This window comes from Planococcus sp. MB-3u-03 (assembly GCF_002833405.1).
Classification (GTDB): Bacteria; Bacillota; Bacilli; order Bacillales_A; family Planococcaceae; genus Planococcus.
On the sequence record NZ_CP025135.1, the window covers coordinates 2,388,296 to 2,405,116 of the forward strand.

The following is a 16,821-nucleotide window of genomic DNA, read 5'->3' on the forward strand; positions in this document are numbered from 1 at the left end:
GGCGATTTAACTATGCATTTACTTGGTAGTGCTGTTCTGCTTCTTTTTCTGCATTGAGCTTAGCAATCGATACTTGATTGCGTCCCGATTTTTTTGATTCGTACAGTGCACGGTCAGCTTGCTCAATCAATTCATCAAGCGGTTGTTCCGTTTCAGCAAGCGCGGCTCCGAGCGAGACCGTCAAACATCCGCCCGGCTGCTGGTCGGCGCCGTAGAACGCATAGCCTTCAATACGTTCACGCAAAGCATCAGCCAGCTCAAATGACCGTTCTACAGACGACACATTCGTAAAGCATAAGATAAATTCTTCACCGCCGTAGCGGGCAATAACGTCCCCTGGCCGCGCTGATTCTTCCATTAAACGGCCGATCGACCGCAGCACGGCGTCTCCAGCCGGATGGCCATGCGTGTCATTGTAATTTTTGAAATGGTCCACATCCATCATGACGATCGCCATTGGCACACCGCGATATTTCAATTCGCGCACCTGTTCATGGAAAAACCGGAGATTCGGCAACCCCGTTAAAGCATCTTGCGTCGAATCATGTTCGAGCGCTTTCCAGCGGATGATATTGAGATGTGTATCATTGAGGATCCAGCCAAGTGCTAATACGCCGATCGCTGCCATCAAGGCCATCATAAGCACCATTCCTGCAGTCGCGGGCGTCGACGCCACCATCCATAAAGACTTGATCACTTCAAACACGGCTAAGCCGATCATCATCCGTTTAATATTGACCATCGCATATGGCGGCCGGTAATTTTTCCAGTCATGGAACAAGCTGCCGATCAGCACCGGCAAAATAATTGCCTGCATGATGCCAAGCCATACCGTCGGCCCTTCCATCATCATTCGGTAGATGAACGGAATGATCATGGCGATGACCCCAGGCAGCCAGCCCCCGACGAATGCGATAAAATAAAGCGGCGCTTCGCGAAGGTCGATGCGCATCCCTTCGTGAAGCAAAGGATTTTACATGATTGCGAAAGCTAAAAACCCCGTCAGCAAGCCGTTCAATAGCGGCGCTTTCCTCGACTCCGCCATATTCGGTGCGAGATACTCCCGGGCCTTTAACCCGAGATACATCATCGCAATGATCAATGCCATATTTTCAAAGAAATAAAAAAAGTACGCCTCCATTCATACACCCCACTCTAGTCAGTCTCCTAAGTTTAGCAGGAAATGTCATTCGGTATATAGATTTTGGAAATAATATATAGGAAAACAAGTATTCCAACTACCTATTCGCACAAAAATACCGCAATAGCTCATTTCAAGCGTTGCGGCACATTCCTTAGATGTCCAATAGTAGTTTCCATAGGCGGTGCGATTGCTCGTCCAGCTCCTCGTGTTTTCTCACAAGATCGCCGAGTTTCCCTTTCATCGCGTCGACGTCTTTATCGTCTTCAAATTGCTCAGTAATGTCTACTTGTTCCTGCAATACGTGGATTGTCTGTTTTAAATTCTCGCGGTATTCCGTGCTCACCGCAAACTTTTCTTCTTTATCTTTTAATTTATCTTTCATCGGGTTCCACCTCCTGCTTGTTCTATTCCCGTTGTCAGCTAACAAAAACACCACTTTCACACAAAACAAAAAAGGCCGCTCACCAGTTGGTTTCGGCCTTTTATCGTGTTGCCATTTCATTTTGCGAAGAGCCAATGGCCTAATAAGCCTGTCGCTGCCCCAGCACTGTCGATCAAGACATCGCGGACTTCCCCGCTGCGTCCCGGAATGAATAATTGATGGAATTCATCGGACGCTGCATACAATACGCTCAGCGCAAATGCCCACAACATCGATCGCCAAAAGGCCACTCCATTTTTCAAAAGCGCCCTCACCAACAACAAGCCGAGCACGAGATACGCAAAGAAATGGGCACTTTTCCGGAACAGCGTATGAAGCGTGTCGAATTCCACTGGAACGATGCGAACAATGGCTTCAAACACTTGCCGGACGATTTCCGAACTGATGCCGCCGGATACCCCGGCAGGCTGATGCGATAAGGTAAATATAAGAATCATCCATAAGACCGGCCATAGCCAGGCCAGCAATTGCTTTTTCATCCTGCCAAATCCTTTTCTTTCTTGTCGTTCTTCCATTATAACCTAGCGCCTTCAATCGACAAGCGCTTCGAGTGAACGGACCATTTCCTCATCGATAAGCTGTTCCGAATCGACGACCAAAAACGATTCGTAATTTTCCAGCTGTTGCTTCAGCTCGTTCGTCAACCCATCATCGCCGATCAAATACAGCGAAGCGTTGCGTCGTGCCGCTGCGTTTGCTGCCGACAAAGCATCGGTGAAATTCGATGCTGGCGCCAACACCGCTACGCGGCGCTCTGCATCTTCTTCTTTCGTGCGCGCTTCGATCGACAAGCGGTCAGCGGCCAGCACGATATCGCTGCGCCCTGCCATCGCTTCGGTCGTTTCGCGCGGCATGCGGCTGCCTTGCGACAATAGGATTGGGTATTGGTTTTGCGCCGCGAACACTGAGGCCAGTGACACATCTTTGAACGTTGCACCATCTGCAACGACTGCGCCTTCTGAATCGATGCGCTCAGAAACGAGTGCCGCCGTTTCATAGCGATTGACGCCGCCGATGCGTTCCGTCTCGACGCCCATCAAAGACAATGCGTTCAGCTGCGCATCCGAAATGACCGGTGCGCTGCCGAGGATGATGGCGTTCGTTGCCCCGAGCCGTTCGATTTCCGCTTTCGCCGACGCGTTCAAACGGCTTTTCTGTAAACAATAAAGGCCCACCTTCCAAATAAGCGAGTGGCGCACCGGACAAGGCATCTGCAAAATCTTCACCTGTCGCCAACACGACCGTCTCTGCCGAATCCCACACCGCCTCCGACAATAACGCTGCCGTCTCAAAGCCGTCTTCGCCGCTGATTTTCGTCACCGCTGCCGCTTTCGGTTCGGGTTCTCCACTATACGCTGCAATGCCGCTGCCGCCATAGACATACACGGTATCGTCAACGGAAGCAAGAAGTTCGCTGCCTGAAGGCACGCTCTCCTGTGCCACTTGGTTGCCTTTTGCATCATAGAATTTCAGGCTCCCGCCGCCGAGTACCGATGCACCGCCGGACGGTGACAGCGCCGCTGCTTCCACGGAATGCTCCAGCACTTTATTGAATCCACCGTTTGGTGCCATCACTTGCAAGGCAGCGAGATGATACGGATTGCCGAGCGCACTCGTCCCTTGTTCCTGAAGCAATAGCAAGCGGTGATCGCTTTGCTGCAGGTGGCTCAAGGCGGATTCGGTCACGACCGGCCGGTAGCGGTTCTCAAGCGCGCGGAACGAAGCCGAGCGGATCGGCATGCGCAAGCGCTCGCCCCCTTTGGCGTTTAAAAACGCCCATTCACCGGAATCCATAAATTCGACGATCGCACCGTCCGCATCGGTTCCTGCCACCCGCACCTCTTCAGAAGCAGGCAAGGCTTTCTCGTAGACGACTCGTTCTTCGTCCAGCGAACGTGCAATCAAGGTCGACACATCCCGCTCTTCGTTCGGCGCTTTAATATAGTAGATGATGCCATCTTTTATTGCATAAGGCTCCAGCACATTAGGCGATTGCCATTCCTTGCCGCCTGACAGCAAGCGGCCATGAAGTACCGAGCCATCGAAATACATCAAATGCCCATTTGAAATGACCGCTTGCCGCAAATCACCGCCCGTCACATCCGCAACCGGCGTACCGTCGAGTTTATGCACGAGCAGCCGCGCGCCGAGATTGCCGGTGATGATCACATGTCCCGACTCGAGCGCAACAGCCGCCCCCGAACCGCTCATGCGAAAGCCGTCCGATAGCGTAAATGCCCCTGTTTCTTTGCCGTCCGATAAATCATGTACCGTCACTTCATTTCCGGAAATCACGACAAACGCCCGATCGCCGATTGCATAATGCGCCGACGCCAGTTCCTTGCGCCATAATTCCTTGCCTTCAGCGTCATAGCTGACGATTGCCTGCGCTTCCAGCTGATTCTCGAGCACCGCTATGATTTGTTCATCTACAACGGTAAGCTCACCCGCTTTGACGCCGCTAGGCAACTTGACCAGCTCCCGGTACTCTGTCTCTGCCGCGAGCGCTTCTTGCGTGAAGAGACCTGCCCCGCCTGCCGCTGCGAGCAAGGCAATGCCTACCCCGATTTTGACCTGTTTCATATGCGTCCCCCTCTTCTCCTGGCTGTCTTCTTTCAGCCTAATGACAGAAGGTTAAGGAAATGTTAAAAAAACGACAAAACGCCCCGTCCGGATTGTCAGAATCCAGACAGGGCGCAAGAGAAATCATACCGTTTCTTCACGTTTCGGATGCGGCTGCGTAATATCGACCGCATACACTTCGATTTTATTGACCATCAAGTCTTTGATCCCGTAGACCGGGCGTTCGCGGCTTTCGACGTCCGCGACGAATTCGTTGAGCTTCTCCTGCAAAAAGACGCCGACCGGCTTGTTGGCATCGGCGATTTGTGCAGCCGCATACTGGAAGGAAGTCTCGAAATACAAATTGGAGATTTCGATCGCCTTCAAGGTTTCTTTGTCTTTATGTAAGCCGACCACTTTATAGTAATTGCCGTACTCATCGCGCACCAAATCCTGTTGTTCGATGTTCTGCATGCTCATCTAAACTCCTCCTTTAACTAGTGTCGATTGGAATTGCCTCACTTATTACTATAGACGAAACGAAGGGTGCTTAAACAAAATATTGTTAGCGAGAGCCGATTACTTATGAAGAAATGATTGGGTTAAATTTTTCATCAGCACTTAGCCGCAGCCGGGCTTTGGGCGTGCAATGAATTGGCTAAAGGAAGTTGAGCCGGTTCATTTGCGACGCATCTGTCCACAGATGTGGGAGCACGGTTTTCAAGCTATGCCCCCAAAGAGTGAAAGGCTAATGTTGCTTGGAGATTTCATTGGGGCACCATGAGCGAGTCGGGAACGCATAGTTTTAAGCTGAATCGGGGTATACCGAATACTTATGGGCAATGTCAAATGTGCGCAATTGCTTATCGTTTATGCTTACTCCAATCATAAGGCTCTTTTGCCCAGTCCCATAAAAAAAATAAAAGAAATATGATAATCCCGAACACCAGGGTGTTTACCCATTGGATTTCACCGCCCGAAAGGAGATCCTTAATCGAGAAGAAGAGAACTACCGCCAAGGCTATTTTCACGTTTTCTTTAGCATTTGCTCCCCTTGTTATTTCTAAGCCCACTTTTCAATACTTGCCGTCTAGTAATAAAACTCTAGTTAAAATTGTACCAAGAATGAAGCTTTTATCGCTTTTATTCGTATAGGTAGGTAGAGGTGAGCATACATGACTTTCCATTCGAAAATCGATTCCTTCTTTATCCGTTTCATTCTGGCGGCTATTCTGTTCATCGCCGCCATATCATTTATTCCGCTATTATTCGAAGGTGCGCCGTTTTCAGCGTTTGTGATCGTCACGGCTACTTTCCTCGTGACCACGGCTCTCATCCTGTGGATCACTTTCGCCATCCGATACGTCTTTCTGGAAAATCATCTACTCGTGAAAGCCGGCCCTTTCAGAAGCCGCATTCCTTACGACAGCATCTTGAAAGTCGCCCCGACACGCGATATTTTCACAGGCTACCGCCTATTGTCGTCGCGGGATGCGCTGGAGCTGATCAACAACAAGACGATGTTAGGGACAGTGAAAATCTCGCCGGAAGACCAAAGCGCTTTTATTGCTGAATTGAAGAAGCGATGCCCTGATTTGAAGATTGATGATAGTATCCGTCGATGAGTTTGGCATATAATCCCATCTCGTGCAAACTTCAAGCGAAATTCACAATTACTTTTCAGTTAAGGATGTGTTTATTTATGGAAGATGCCCGGCTATTACCTGAACCGCATCGATATGCGATTTGCGCTCCTGAAGGTATGCCAATTAAGGAATTTTATAATGGTATATTTGAGGAAGTTTTCGTTTTCTTCCACCCCTTTATTAAGGCAAAAACAAATGACTTTGATTTATTCAATCCAGATACAGATAAAAGTAGGAATGAGATACAGAAAAATTGCGAAAAAATAAGCTGGAAGCAATTTTTAACGCTATCAGGAATAGACAGTTACAAGCAACTGGACATCGGGTTAAGAACAAGTATCTCGGGGTTAAGCAAAGAATATCAGGATGTAAATGTTGCTGAGTTAATTCACAAGACTTGCAGGGAGAACCTGATTTCAGCCCCAAGCGAGGGTAGTTTTCCAGAGACTACCATGAATGATTTGCTCAAAGCTATAAAAATAATAGGGCACGAGTGGATATGGTTGGGAGATGAATTCTGCACAGAAAGAAAGTTAATGTATATAGATGATTTGATTCATGATAATAATTTGCTTGGCCAGGGTAAAAACTTATTTACCCACGATAATGGCATGTTGATCACAACACATTGGGACAGCCACTTTTCATTATTGTGTTCCGATAAAAAGTCATTAGAACAATTGGTTAATTCAAGTGAGCTAGAAGGCTTTTACTGTAATGAAAAAACAAAAATCTATTGGAGCTTATCATTTGGCAGTTAATTAATTAGACCCCCGAAACCATGACGGATTTGGGGGTCTAATTGTTTTGTTGCTTCTTGTGTTGCATCGCTCAACTAAATGGGTTATTTGCGGGCATTTGAAGTAATTTTATTTCTTCATTACCCCAATGACCCGCCCGTTAATATAGACGTCTTCGCTGCGCATCATGATCGGTTCGAATTCGGGATTTTCCGCGACGAGCAAGATTTCGCTGCCCATCGGCATATACTTTTTCATCGTCGCTTCCCCGTCGATGACCGCGATGACGATATCGCCGTTCGACGCCGTATTTTGCTGGTGGACAACGACCATATCGCCTTTATCGATGCCGGCGCCAATCATGCTGTCGCCTGTCACGGTCAGCAAAAAGCTGTCTTTCGGAGAGACGAGCCAGTCGCGCGGCAAGCTGTGCGCCGTTTCGTAACTTTCAGAAGCAAGCGCGGGAATGCCCGCCGCGACGTTTCCGATGAGCGGCACTTCCGCCAATTCATGCACTTGGATCAATACGTCTTCGCCCGCTTCGCGCACTTCGATGTCCGCACCGGGTTCTTGGGCGTATTCGTAATCGCGCCCATTCTTCAAGTTTTTGTAGAGGCTGCGCTGCTTGGTGTCCGGCAAAAAACGCCCTTGGCATTTCGGCAAGTCCTGTACTTCTTCGCCTTGCCGGTCGATGATCTTGACCGATAATCCATCCGTTGCGATACCGTAGAACGCCTGTCCATCCGCTTCCAAATAACTCTTCAGTTGATTCACCGCGTCATCGATGCCCGTTCCGAAACGTTTCACTTCAGCGATGATGTACGGCCGTGCTTCGCCGTCCACATAGATCTCTACAGCGATATCGCAATAGCCTTTTTTCGAAAACTGCTGGACCGGGTATTCGAGCTGCATGAGTTCGTACGGATAGCCGTAAGTCTCGTGAAGTTCACGGATGAGCCATTGGCGGGTCAACTCTTCTTTGGAATGCAAGTCGACCAATTGATCGGCCAATCGGTACTCGGTCATACTGATGGACTCAAACGGGCGAAGCGCCGCGTCTTTTCTGATGCGCAAATGCTTGCGGTCGATTTCCTTAATGAATTTCGACGGCTTTTTCACCGACGACATATACAAGAGTTCATTCGCCCGCGTCATGCCGACATACAATAGCTTGCGTTCATCGGAATCGATCGTCTTCTGGTCTTCCGCATCATCATAAAGCTCCTGCGGAATGACGCCTTGATTCAAATCGATCAGGAAAATCACTTTGAATTCCAGGCCTTTAATCGAATGCATCGTCACGAGCTTCACTTTATCCGATTCAAAATCCGGCTCATTGCTCTGAAGGATTTCGCACGGAATGCCTTTAGCCGCTAAATCCGCGGCTGCGCTTTCGACCGAGCGTTTGCCGCGTGCGACGATGCACATCTCCGACAAGCGGTAATCGCCTCGCAGCCGCTCGATTTCCTCTGCGAGAAAAGCCACCTGCTGCTCAGGCTGCATGAAGAAATGGTAAATCGGCGGATGGCCGTGCCGGTCGATGAGTGCCGGCTTGACGAAATCGACGTTCGACTGGATCGTTTCGTCCGCTTCGATCAAATCGAAAGCGGCTTGCGAAATCTCCGTCGTTGTCCGGTAGTTCTTGCTCAAAGTCCGCGATTTCCCGCTCATGTCATAGCCGATCGTCGTATACGGCCTCCCTTTGCCGAGCCAGGAATCGGGATAGATGCTTTGCGTATTATCCGCCACGAACATCAGTGAGGAATGCGCCTTTTCCTTATACAGCTCTTTCAGGAATTCAAGCTGCACACGCGTCAGATCCTGGCTTTCGTCGATGATGATATGAGTGTACTTGCCGCCGTTCGAACGTCTCATTTCGGACAGCGCCAGTTCGTTCATTTGCTTGAATGAAACGAGCCCTTCTTTTTCCAGAAATTCACGGTACAATCTGGCTACTTCAAAAATTGCTTCGCGGGTCGGCGAATTCTTCAATAATTTCTGCGGCGTCCCGCTATTTCCGGAAGCGCGCCCGATGCGGTCCACCGATTGATAGGTCTCGATATCCGTCATCGCGCATGACGTAATCCATTCTGCTTCGTCTTTCAGGAATTTCGCGTTTTTTGGCGTCAGCAGTTTCACATCCGGATGGGATTTCTTCACTTCGTGGATCGCCTTCGTCAGTACTTGCCATTCCTTTTCGGCTGGCGCAATGGACAGCTTGCGTTTCGCCCGCTGCAAGTATTTCATGAACTGCCCGTACATCAGCGAATCGATCGTTGCGATCTTCACTTCCGCATTCGATGCAAACAACCGCTCCGCTTCCCCCGCCTGCGCATCGGCCAAGCGCTCGTATTGAAATTTTATGTAATTGAGCAAAGTCTTGTTATACGTCACCAATAAAATCTGATCATCTTCCTCGTGGCAATAATGGTCCATCAGAAAATGGATCCGCCGAATCGCCACCGTCGTCTTGCCTGATCCAGCCACCCCTTTCACCAACATCGGCCCGCCCGGCTCCAGTTCCACAATGCGCCGTTGCTCCATATTCAATTTCATGCCCCGCACCCTCCTTATTTACAACTTATACCTTTATTCTAAGAATATTGTCATATAATAGCAAGGTCTTATTACACCTAATCCAGCATATATACTAGCCGATTGCCAAACTATTTATCCATATGGGCTCTTCATTCGCTTAAAAGAGGTATACTTAGCCATAACGAAGGAGTGGTTTTGATGATGAAAATATTGGATGTTCCGACAAGGCCGATTTCGCAGGTGATGCGTTCACCGCTGGAAATCTTCCAACTGGCCCGTCAAGAAGGGACTGGCGTTTACATCTTCAACGACGAACAAGTCGCTGGCGTCATGATTAGCCAGGAACAATACGAATCGCTGAACAAGGAAATCGAATACCTCCACGACCAACTCGCCCACTTGCTTGCTGAAAAACGCATCTTGGATAAAAACGAGCAGAATTAAAAAATCACCGCCACTTCTTTTACATAGAAATGGCGGTGATTTTTCATTAACTGGTAATATAATGGGACTTCCGTGGTATAGTAGTGCTAATGAACTGGAATATATTCAATTATCGGAGGATCTGAAATGAAGAAACTAATTATTGCCATCCCGTTATTATCGTTCGCTGTGCTAGCGGTACTCGTCATCAAGGCCAATTTCGGCGATTCAGAGACTCCCGCTCTACAGGAAACGGAAGAGCTTGCAGAAACCGAAACTTGGGAAATGTTTGAAGCGAATGCTGCAAACCCGAAAAGCACATTCCAGCAGCTCGGTTATAGCGAATACGATGACGTGGAGCATTTCATCACAACCGTCCATGACCACTGGTACGCCATCCATCCGCAACAGCGCTTCACTTATACAACCGAAGGAGAGAACTTGCCTCTCTTGTCGAAGGTCGTGAAAGAAGCAAACTACTGGAAAACCGTTATCGAAGAGCGTGGATGGACCCGTGAATTCAATCGACTGCAAAGCACCGCCTTCCAAATCTCCAGCCCACTCAGCGAACTCCACGACCAGCAAAAAGAAAATGAGCTGATCCATTTCCAGGAACAGCTCGATTCTGCCTATAAACGCGCCACCAGCGAACCGTAAAGGACTGGCGCCACTCACTGTCATTTGCTATTATCCTGTCCGCCATTCTGCACGCCAGAATTGGCAGGCAGGATTTCTTATATTATTCCCAATAATTTGGATTACTTCTGAAATCAAGGGTATACAAAAAAGAGACAAGTAAAAATTCCCCATGAAAGGAGCATGATGATGCCTCATTGCGAAAACTGTGGAACCAAGTGGAGCTGGGCCGATACGTTAAAGATCGGCTTCAAAAACAATAGAAACTGCCCGAGCTGCGGGGAACGACAGTATGTCGTGCCTGATCTCAGCCTCAAAACTTACATACTGTATCTTTTGCCTGTAATCACCTTAATCGTATTAAATATTCTCTTTGAGTTTTCGACGGGCCTTTTCATAGCACTGGCAACCCCTTATATACTCATTGCCATTGCTTTCATGCCTTATACAATTAAACTCTCAACTAAGCAAAAACCCATTTGGTAAAAAATCAATTGTCGAAAATCCGCTTAAGAAAGGAAGTATTTTATGCCCCGCTGCCAAAACTGTGATTTTAAATGGAGCTGGAAAGATGTGATGAAGCTCAGTTTGACAGGCAAGAAAGAATGCCCCAACATCCAGAAAAGACAATACGTATCCAGCAGATCGACCTTCTGGACCACCTTTTTAATTACCATGGGCTTTCTCATCCCGATGAACGTGCTGCGGTCTTATTACGAAATTGGATGGCCGTTGATCATTCTCGCATTTTTGATTTATATACCGCTTGCTCTGTCACTCGCGCCTTTTCTCTATAAACTATCGAACACACACAAACGCTTCGGCAAAACGGTCGAATAGCCGGCCAATTTAAGGTCTTTAAATCTCATGAATAACTGCTTAACAGAAAGGATGAATCCTATGGCCCGTTGCCAAAATTGCGGATTCCAGTGGGACTGGAAGGATATGTTCAAGCTCAGCCTTAAAGGGAAGAAAGAATGCCGAAACTGCCATACCCTCCAATACGCATCTCGTAAATCGAATTTTTGGAGCTATATGTTATTTCTCATCCCTTTTGTTCTCGTATTCAATTATCTTCTTGTTTATAGAGAAGCCGGTTGGCCGATTCTCATCCTGATACTCATTATTTATGTAGCGATTGCTTCATTGCTCATACCGTTTTTTCTCAGGTTATCGAATACGAAAAAAAGATTTTGAGAAAATTTTTTCGCATCAAAAAACACAGCCATGGACCGGCTGCGTTTCAAAACTTCCGCTATCTGATGTCTTCGATTAACTGGTCTTTATCATGAAAATCAACCTTGCCTATTTTACCTTCTTCCGGGGCGATTGCCCTGCCTTCGAATTCATACTCAGCCGCTTCTCCATCTGCCGGTTCATACCATACCTTAAACGTAAAACTGTAAAGCTTCTCTCCATTGTCGCTTTGCACAATGTCGATGTCCGATGTGCTCAGTTGATACTCGCGTTCGCTAAAACTATAGTTAAAAGCACCGCTCCTGGAAAAATTATCGTACCCATTTTCGGTGAAATACTCTGCATAACTATCTTCCATATAATCCATCAAGTCTGTATACTCCGCAGATTCTAGGAAAGCGTCATATTCTTCCTGATTCGGATCCACCGGTTGCTTGTCAGCCATGACGTTCCACAGATTCCTGTACGTTTCATCCGGCCCATTAAATTCTTTTTCGATCACCGAACGGATTGCTTCTTCGCTTTCATCCACGCCTGCTTCTTGTTCAGCCGGCTCCACCGATTCGATAGCTTCCGTACTTTCCGCCGTCTCTTCAGTGGAACAGCCCACCAGGACCGAACTCAGAAAAAGCAATAGGACTGCCGATAGCGATAAATTTTTATAGAGATTTGCCCCTATTTCCATTATGATTTCCCCGCCTTCCCCTTTCGAATGTAAAACCGAACTTTGCAAAAGCTTGTAACCTATTTACGGGTTAATTCTTGAAAATATTCACTTTTCTTACAAATATGCAGAACATATATTACTCTTGATATGTCCACCCCGTTCTATCGCAATCGCCAAAAAACTTCCCGAAATACTAGTTGAGAATACAAAAAAACACCTGAACAAAACTGTTCAGGCGTTGACTTTGGGTATCTCTTGATGCAAATAGCTGTCAATGAACTGCGTCGCTTCTTCAAGCGTGTGGTATGCCCACGTCATGTCGTTGGACACGTCGCGAATGACCAGTTCCCCGGTGCTTGGCTCACATTGAACGATAAGCGTCCTACCATCTTCGGAGTTGAAGGTCTGGGTTATGCGCACGCCGCGATATTCGAGAAGCGTAGATAGAAATGTGCGGATACTTTCTAACTTCATACGGAACGCCCCTTTCCGGTTTGTGGTCCGTGGCTCAAAATCCGTGCAGTCTTATGCTATTTCACATTATCATATTCAGAATAGTTGCACGAGAGTCTTTCTTCCTCTTTATTTACTAGAAAGTTCGACAAGAAATGGATCAAATAGGTCCTCTTCCACTGCCATCTCCCAAATCGCGGAAGCCTCTTCTGTCTCCAGTAGTTCCTTTAGAATCACCTTCGAGGCTAAAGGATCATGGCGCGCCGCCTGAGCACGGACCAACTCGATTTATAGAAACCGCCCTCGTCGATATGACAAGGGCGGTTGATTCGTTTCTTCCAATATTAAATAGCCAAGCCGCGCACTTGGCGGAATTCAGTGATGCGTTGGTCTTTGATGATGCCGTCTTCAATGACGATGGCCTGCTGGACCGTCTCGGAAATATGGCCTTCGAGCAATTCATCAAGCATCGGCGCAAAGCCGGTGCTGAGCACTTTCGTGATGGTGTGCGGGAACATCGCCGGCGTGTTGTCGACAGCGTAATGGATGACTCCGTCCACCGTATATACCGGATTGTCGATCGTCGTCGGCGTCGACGTTTCGATCTCGAGTTCCGGGTCGCAGCTGACATCGATGATCATCGCGCCTTTTTTCAAGCGCTTCAGGTCTTCGCGATAAATGATGCGGTCGGTGCGTGTCGTGTCCCACATGATGCAGTTGACGAGCACGTCATAATCGACCATCTTCTCACGGAACAAAGCTTCAGCGCGGCGGCCATAAACGTCTACTTCCGCACCCAATCCGTGAAGGATGCGCATTGCGCCTTTAGCGGTATGGCCGTTTCCGAGAATCGCGACACGCGTCTCATACGGCATTTTGCCGCAATGCTGGTAAGCCTGCAGCACAGCCGCTTCCCCGGCCACTTCACGATTTCGATAGAAAATATAACGCCCGCCTTCGAATAACTCTTCCCAAGCAACGACCGTATGCTTGCCGGCGATGGCACTGTCAGTGAACTTAACGTCCTGGATCGCATGCGCCCAGCCGATCAACAACTTGCCGTCTTCCAATTGATCGAAATAATCCGCAAAGCCCAGCTTCACATCGACAATCGCATCGCAAGACAAGACCTCATCACGCGTGGCGATATGAACGCCCATCGCACGATAATCCTCATCTGCCAGGCCCAGCACTTCCCCGTAGCCTTGCTCAAAATACAAGCGCTCCGGATGTGCCACCTGCTTCAAATCTGCCGGCAAAATCGCCCGCCGCTTCTCGTTATTCTTGCGGCTAATTACAAATCCCATCGTCTTCAAAATCCATTCCCCCATTATCGTCTATCGGCTAGGCCGTTAAGCTCATATTATCATGAAAACCCTTTCAACGGCGTATTCTGACAGTGGTGATTTTGTGTCCCTGTGCGCCACACAATTTAAAGAAGCATCCATCCGTTTTCACGGATGGATGCTTCTTTTTTCTAACGAATTGTGTCTTGCACAGGGGCGTTTCCGTGCCGAAATCCCGGTGCGACAACATTCTGCCTCTGTGAATTGTGTCCAACACAGGGACAAAATCTACAACAACAAGTCCACTATCTCCTGGCGATTCCGTTCGAAGCCGATGAAATGATGCGTCAACTTCTTGCCGAACAATCCCTTTTTGTAGAAGGCGAACACCGGCACAATCTTGGCGCCGGATATGTTCTTCATGTCTTCTTCGAGCGACGGGTCTGCGCCGACGTCTTTATGCTCGTACGGAATACCCTGTTCTGCCAGATACGCTTTGGCGTCCTGGCAATCCGAACAAGTCGGGCGCGTATAGAGGACCAGTTCCGTTTTGTTATCCATTTCCATCAAACTCCTCTCATCATCTAAAATTTCCCAGTCATTCCACACCACTCACCTATCAAACCGTAGCTGGTTTGAAGTTTTTCAAGCGCAAGGCGTTGAGCAGTACCGATACCGAACTGAAACTCATCGCCGCAGCCGCGATCATCGGGTTCAACAGCGGTCCTCCGAACAAGTATAGGATGCCCATTGCGATCGGGATGCCGAGCACGTTATAGGCAAATGCCCAGAACAGGTTCTGCTTGATGTTTTTGATCGTCGATTTGCTCAATTGGATCGCGGTCGGCACGTCCATCAAATCGCTGCGCATCAGGACGATGTCCGCGGATTCCATGGCGACGTCCGTTCCTGAGCCGATCGCGATGCCGATGTCGGCTTGTGCGAGCGCCGGAGCGTCGTTGATGCCGTCGCCGGCCATCGCCACTTTATTGCCTTGTGCCTGCAATTTCTTCACTTCGTTCGCTTTTTCTTCCGGCAAGACTTCGCTCAATACTTCGTCGATGCCGACTTGCTTGGCAATTGCTGCAGCGGTCAATTTATTGTCGCCTGTCAGCATCACTACTTTGATTCCCATGTCCTGAAGCTTGCGGATGGCATGGACGCTCGATGGCTTCACCGTATCGGATACGGCGATGATGCCTGCAAATTCACCATCCACAGCGACGAACATCGGCGTCTTCCCTTGATTCGCGATGCGGTCGGACGCTGCTGCAAATTCGCCGAGCGCAATTCCGGAATCGTCCATCAGCTTGCGGTTGCCGAGCCGGATTTCTTTTCCTTCAATGAACACCTCGATGCCATGTCCTGGGATCGCGTTGAAACGCTCCACCGGTTTCAGCGCCAACTGTTGCTGCTCCGCGCTTTTGACGATTGCTTCGCCGAGAGGATGTTCCGAACCTTTTCAGCCGATGCGGCGAGGCTCAGTAATTCATCTTCTGATAAACCGTCTTGTGCAATCAACACATCGGTCACTGTCAATTTCCCTTCCGTGATCGTCCCGGTTTTGTCGAAAACGATCGTATCGATGGCGTGCGTCGTCTCAAGTGCGCCACCGCTCTTAATCAAAACGCCGTGTTCTGCGCCTTTGCCGGTGCCGACCATGATGGCAGTCGGCGTCGCTAGCCCGAGCGCACAAGGGCAGGCAATGACCAAGATGGAAATTGCGATTGTGAAGGCGAACAATCCCGACTGCCCGCCGATATACCAAGCCAGTCCGGAAAGAATCGAGATGGCGATGACGATCGGCACGAAATAGCCGGAAATGATATCCGCCATTTTGGCGATTGGCGCTTTTGAACCTTGCGCGTCTTCCACCAATTTGATGATCTGCGCCAAGGCCGTGTCTTTGCCAACCTTGGTCGCTTCGTAGCGGATCGCGCCGTTCTTGTTGATGCTCGCCCCGATGACGCGGTCGCCGGCAGCTTTTTCGACCGGCATGCTTTCGCCCGTCAGCATTGATTCATCAATCGCAGTCGTACCTTCTACAACGACGCCGTCGACCGGCAGTTTCTCGCCGGGCTTGACGATGACAATATCGCCCGTTTCCACAGCGTCGACGGGAATTTCCGTCTCCACTCCGCCGCGTACGACAATCGCCGTCTTCGGTGCCATGCCCATCAATTTCTTGATCGCTTCGGACGTCTTCCCTTTCGATAAGGCTTCAAAATATTTCCCTAAAGTAATCAAGGTCAAAATCACGGCGGCCGATTCATAATAAAGATTCGTCGTGTACCCTGTATTGCCCATCAAGACGAAAACGGTCGCGATGACACTGTAAATAAATGCCGCGCTGGTCCCAAGCGCAATCAGCGAATCCATATTCGGATGGCCTTTGAACAAGGTCTTGAAGCCGACCGTGAAGAAGCTCTTGCCAAGAATCATTACCGGTACGGTCAGAACGAGCTGCACCAGTACGAAATTCACCGGATTCATCATCGGGTCGACCACTGCTGGCAGCGGCATGCCGATCATATGCCCCATCGAAATCAACAATAGCGGAATCGTCAATGCCCCGGACATCCAGAAGCGCCGCCACATGGAGTGGATGTGCTGCTGCTTTTTCTCGCGGTCCTGGTCGGCAGTTGATTCGCCGTCGACATCCTCGACCGCTGTGTAGCCCGCATCTGCGACTGCAGCTTTGATATCATTGACCGTGATCTGTTGCGGGTCAAAGCGGATGACCATTTTTTCGGTAGCCATATTAACGTTCGATTCCGCGACGCCCTCGAGCTTTCTCGTCGCTTTCTCGACCGATTGCACACAGGATGCACAGGTCATCCCTTCGATCGTGAAGGTTTTCGTTTCGGCAGGAGCCAGCGCTTTATAGCCAGCTTGCTCTACAGCGTCGTATATATCTTCTATTGAAACCGCTTGTTCATCAAAGCGGACTTTCAGTTTCTCCGTCGCAAGATTGACGCTCGCTTCTTCCACACCGGACAATTTTCCGGCGGATTTCTCGACGGACTGTGCGCACGAGGCACACGTCATCCCTTCGATTGTCAGTAATTTCTCCATTGCGTTTCACCT

At 49.0% G+C, this 16,821-nt stretch carries 19 protein-coding genes and 1 pseudogene; 7 read left to right on the forward strand and 13 right to left on the reverse strand.

Annotated features, from left to right (window positions below):
• Positions 1–10 precede the first annotated feature (10 nt).
• The 7 genes from CW734_RS13255 to CW734_RS13280 form a co-directional block, all read right to left on the reverse strand.
• Positions 11–952: a GGDEF domain-containing protein gene (locus tag CW734_RS13255; protein WP_101190946.1), complete on the reverse strand. Its 942-nt coding sequence runs from the start codon at positions 950–952 to the stop codon at positions 11–13.
• Positions 953–973: 21 nt separating this feature from the next.
• On the reverse strand, positions 974–1,141 hold the full coding sequence (locus tag CW734_RS18325; protein WP_157824159.1) for a hypothetical protein: 168 nt from the start codon (positions 1,139–1,141) through the stop codon (positions 974–976).
• 154 nt (positions 1,142–1,295) lie between these two features.
• Positions 1,296–1,526 (reverse strand): hypothetical protein, encoded by a 231-nt coding sequence (locus tag CW734_RS13260; protein ID WP_101190948.1) that lies wholly within the window; start codon positions 1,524–1,526, stop codon positions 1,296–1,298.
• 116 nt (positions 1,527–1,642) lie between these two features.
• A complete protein-coding gene (locus tag CW734_RS13265) occupies positions 1,643–2,101 on the reverse strand; it encodes a VanZ family protein (protein WP_232787065.1) in 459 nt (152 codons plus the stop codon).
• A gap of 15 nt (positions 2,102–2,116) precedes the next feature.
• Positions 2,117–2,623, reverse strand: a complete 507-nt coding sequence (locus CW734_RS19140; RefSeq protein ID WP_232787275.1) for a cell wall-binding repeat-containing protein — start codon at positions 2,621–2,623, stop codon at positions 2,117–2,119.
• Positions 2,580–4,169, reverse strand: coding sequence for a cell wall-binding repeat-containing protein (locus CW734_RS13275; protein WP_101190952.1), 1,590 nt, complete (start codon positions 4,167–4,169; stop codon positions 2,580–2,582). Before CW734_RS13275 ends, CW734_RS19140 begins: the two co-directional genes overlap by 44 nt.
• Before the next feature lie 123 nt (positions 4,170–4,292).
• Positions 4,293–4,628 carry a hypothetical protein gene (locus tag CW734_RS13280; protein ID WP_101190954.1) on the reverse strand — a complete coding sequence of 112 codons (336 nt, stop codon included), beginning with the start codon at positions 4,626–4,628 and terminating at the stop codon, positions 4,293–4,295.
• A gap of 695 nt (positions 4,629–5,323) precedes the next feature.
• Between CW734_RS13280 and CW734_RS13290 the strand changes: the two genes are divergently transcribed.
• Entirely contained in the window at positions 5,324–5,773 is a 450-nt protein-coding gene (locus CW734_RS13290) for a PH domain-containing protein (protein WP_101190958.1), read from the forward strand.
• Between the two features lie 77 nt (positions 5,774–5,850).
• Positions 5,851–6,555: a DUF2711 family protein gene (locus CW734_RS13295; protein WP_101190959.1), complete on the forward strand. Its 705-nt coding sequence runs from the start codon at positions 5,851–5,853 to the stop codon at positions 6,553–6,555.
• Positions 6,556–6,663: 108 nt separating this feature from the next.
• On the opposite strand, the gene lexA is transcribed toward CW734_RS13295, so the two are convergent.
• Positions 6,664–9,090, reverse strand: a complete 2,427-nt coding sequence (lexA, locus tag CW734_RS13300; RefSeq protein WP_101190961.1) for a transcriptional repressor LexA — start codon at positions 9,088–9,090, stop codon at positions 6,664–6,666.
• Positions 9,091–9,270: 180 nt separating this feature from the next.
• Here lexA and CW734_RS13305 point away from each other — a divergent pair, with 180 nt between their 5' ends.
• The 5 genes from CW734_RS13305 (at position 9,271) to CW734_RS20090 (ending at position 11,328) form a co-directional block, all read left to right on the forward strand.
• Positions 9,271–9,516, forward strand: coding sequence for a hypothetical protein (locus CW734_RS13305; protein WP_101190963.1), 246 nt, complete (start codon positions 9,271–9,273; stop codon positions 9,514–9,516).
• 126 nt (positions 9,517–9,642) lie between these two features.
• The gene (locus CW734_RS13310; protein WP_101190965.1) at positions 9,643–10,152 is read left to right on the forward strand and encodes a hypothetical protein; all 510 of its coding nucleotides are present in this window, start codon (positions 9,643–9,645) and stop codon (positions 10,150–10,152) included.
• A gap of 168 nt (positions 10,153–10,320) precedes the next feature.
• Positions 10,321–10,617 carry a TIGR04104 family putative zinc finger protein gene (locus CW734_RS20085; RefSeq protein WP_374703205.1) on the forward strand — a complete coding sequence of 99 codons (297 nt, stop codon included), beginning with the start codon at positions 10,321–10,323 and terminating at the stop codon, positions 10,615–10,617.
• A 42-nt stretch (positions 10,618–10,659) separates the two neighbouring features.
• Complete coding sequence (locus CW734_RS13320) at positions 10,660–10,971, forward strand: TIGR04104 family putative zinc finger protein (protein WP_101190969.1); 312 nt, start codon at positions 10,660–10,662, stop codon at positions 10,969–10,971.
• Positions 10,972–11,031: 60 nt separating this feature from the next.
• Entirely contained in the window at positions 11,032–11,328 is a 297-nt protein-coding gene (locus CW734_RS20090; RefSeq protein WP_157824161.1) for a TIGR04104 family putative zinc finger protein, read from the forward strand.
• Positions 11,329–11,386: 58 nt separating this feature from the next.
• Here the strand turns inward: CW734_RS20090 and CW734_RS13330 are convergent, their stop codons facing one another.
• The 5 genes and pseudogenes from CW734_RS13330 to CW734_RS13350 all read right to left on the reverse strand — a co-directional run bounded on the left by CW734_RS13330 (position 11,387) and on the right by CW734_RS13350 (position 16,809).
• Positions 11,387–12,013 carry a hypothetical protein gene (locus CW734_RS13330; RefSeq protein ID WP_101190973.1) on the reverse strand — a complete coding sequence of 209 codons (627 nt, stop codon included), beginning with the start codon at positions 12,011–12,013 and terminating at the stop codon, positions 11,387–11,389.
• A 213-nt stretch (positions 12,014–12,226) separates the two neighbouring features.
• On the reverse strand, positions 12,227–12,469 hold the full coding sequence (locus CW734_RS13335) for a hypothetical protein (RefSeq protein ID WP_101190975.1): 243 nt from the start codon (positions 12,467–12,469) through the stop codon (positions 12,227–12,229).
• Positions 12,470–12,792: 323 nt separating this feature from the next.
• Positions 12,793–13,755 carry a N(5)-(carboxyethyl)ornithine synthase gene (locus CW734_RS13340; protein ID WP_101192197.1) on the reverse strand — a complete coding sequence of 321 codons (963 nt, stop codon included), beginning with the start codon at positions 13,753–13,755 and terminating at the stop codon, positions 12,793–12,795.
• 267 nt (positions 13,756–14,022) lie between these two features.
• The gene (locus CW734_RS13345; protein ID WP_101190977.1) at positions 14,023–14,295 is read right to left on the reverse strand and encodes a glutaredoxin family protein; all 273 of its coding nucleotides are present in this window, start codon (positions 14,293–14,295) and stop codon (positions 14,023–14,025) included.
• Between the two features lie 58 nt (positions 14,296–14,353).
• Positions 14,354–16,809, reverse strand: a pseudogene (locus tag CW734_RS13350) (heavy metal translocating P-type ATPase).
• Positions 16,810–16,821: the final 12 nt, after the last annotated feature.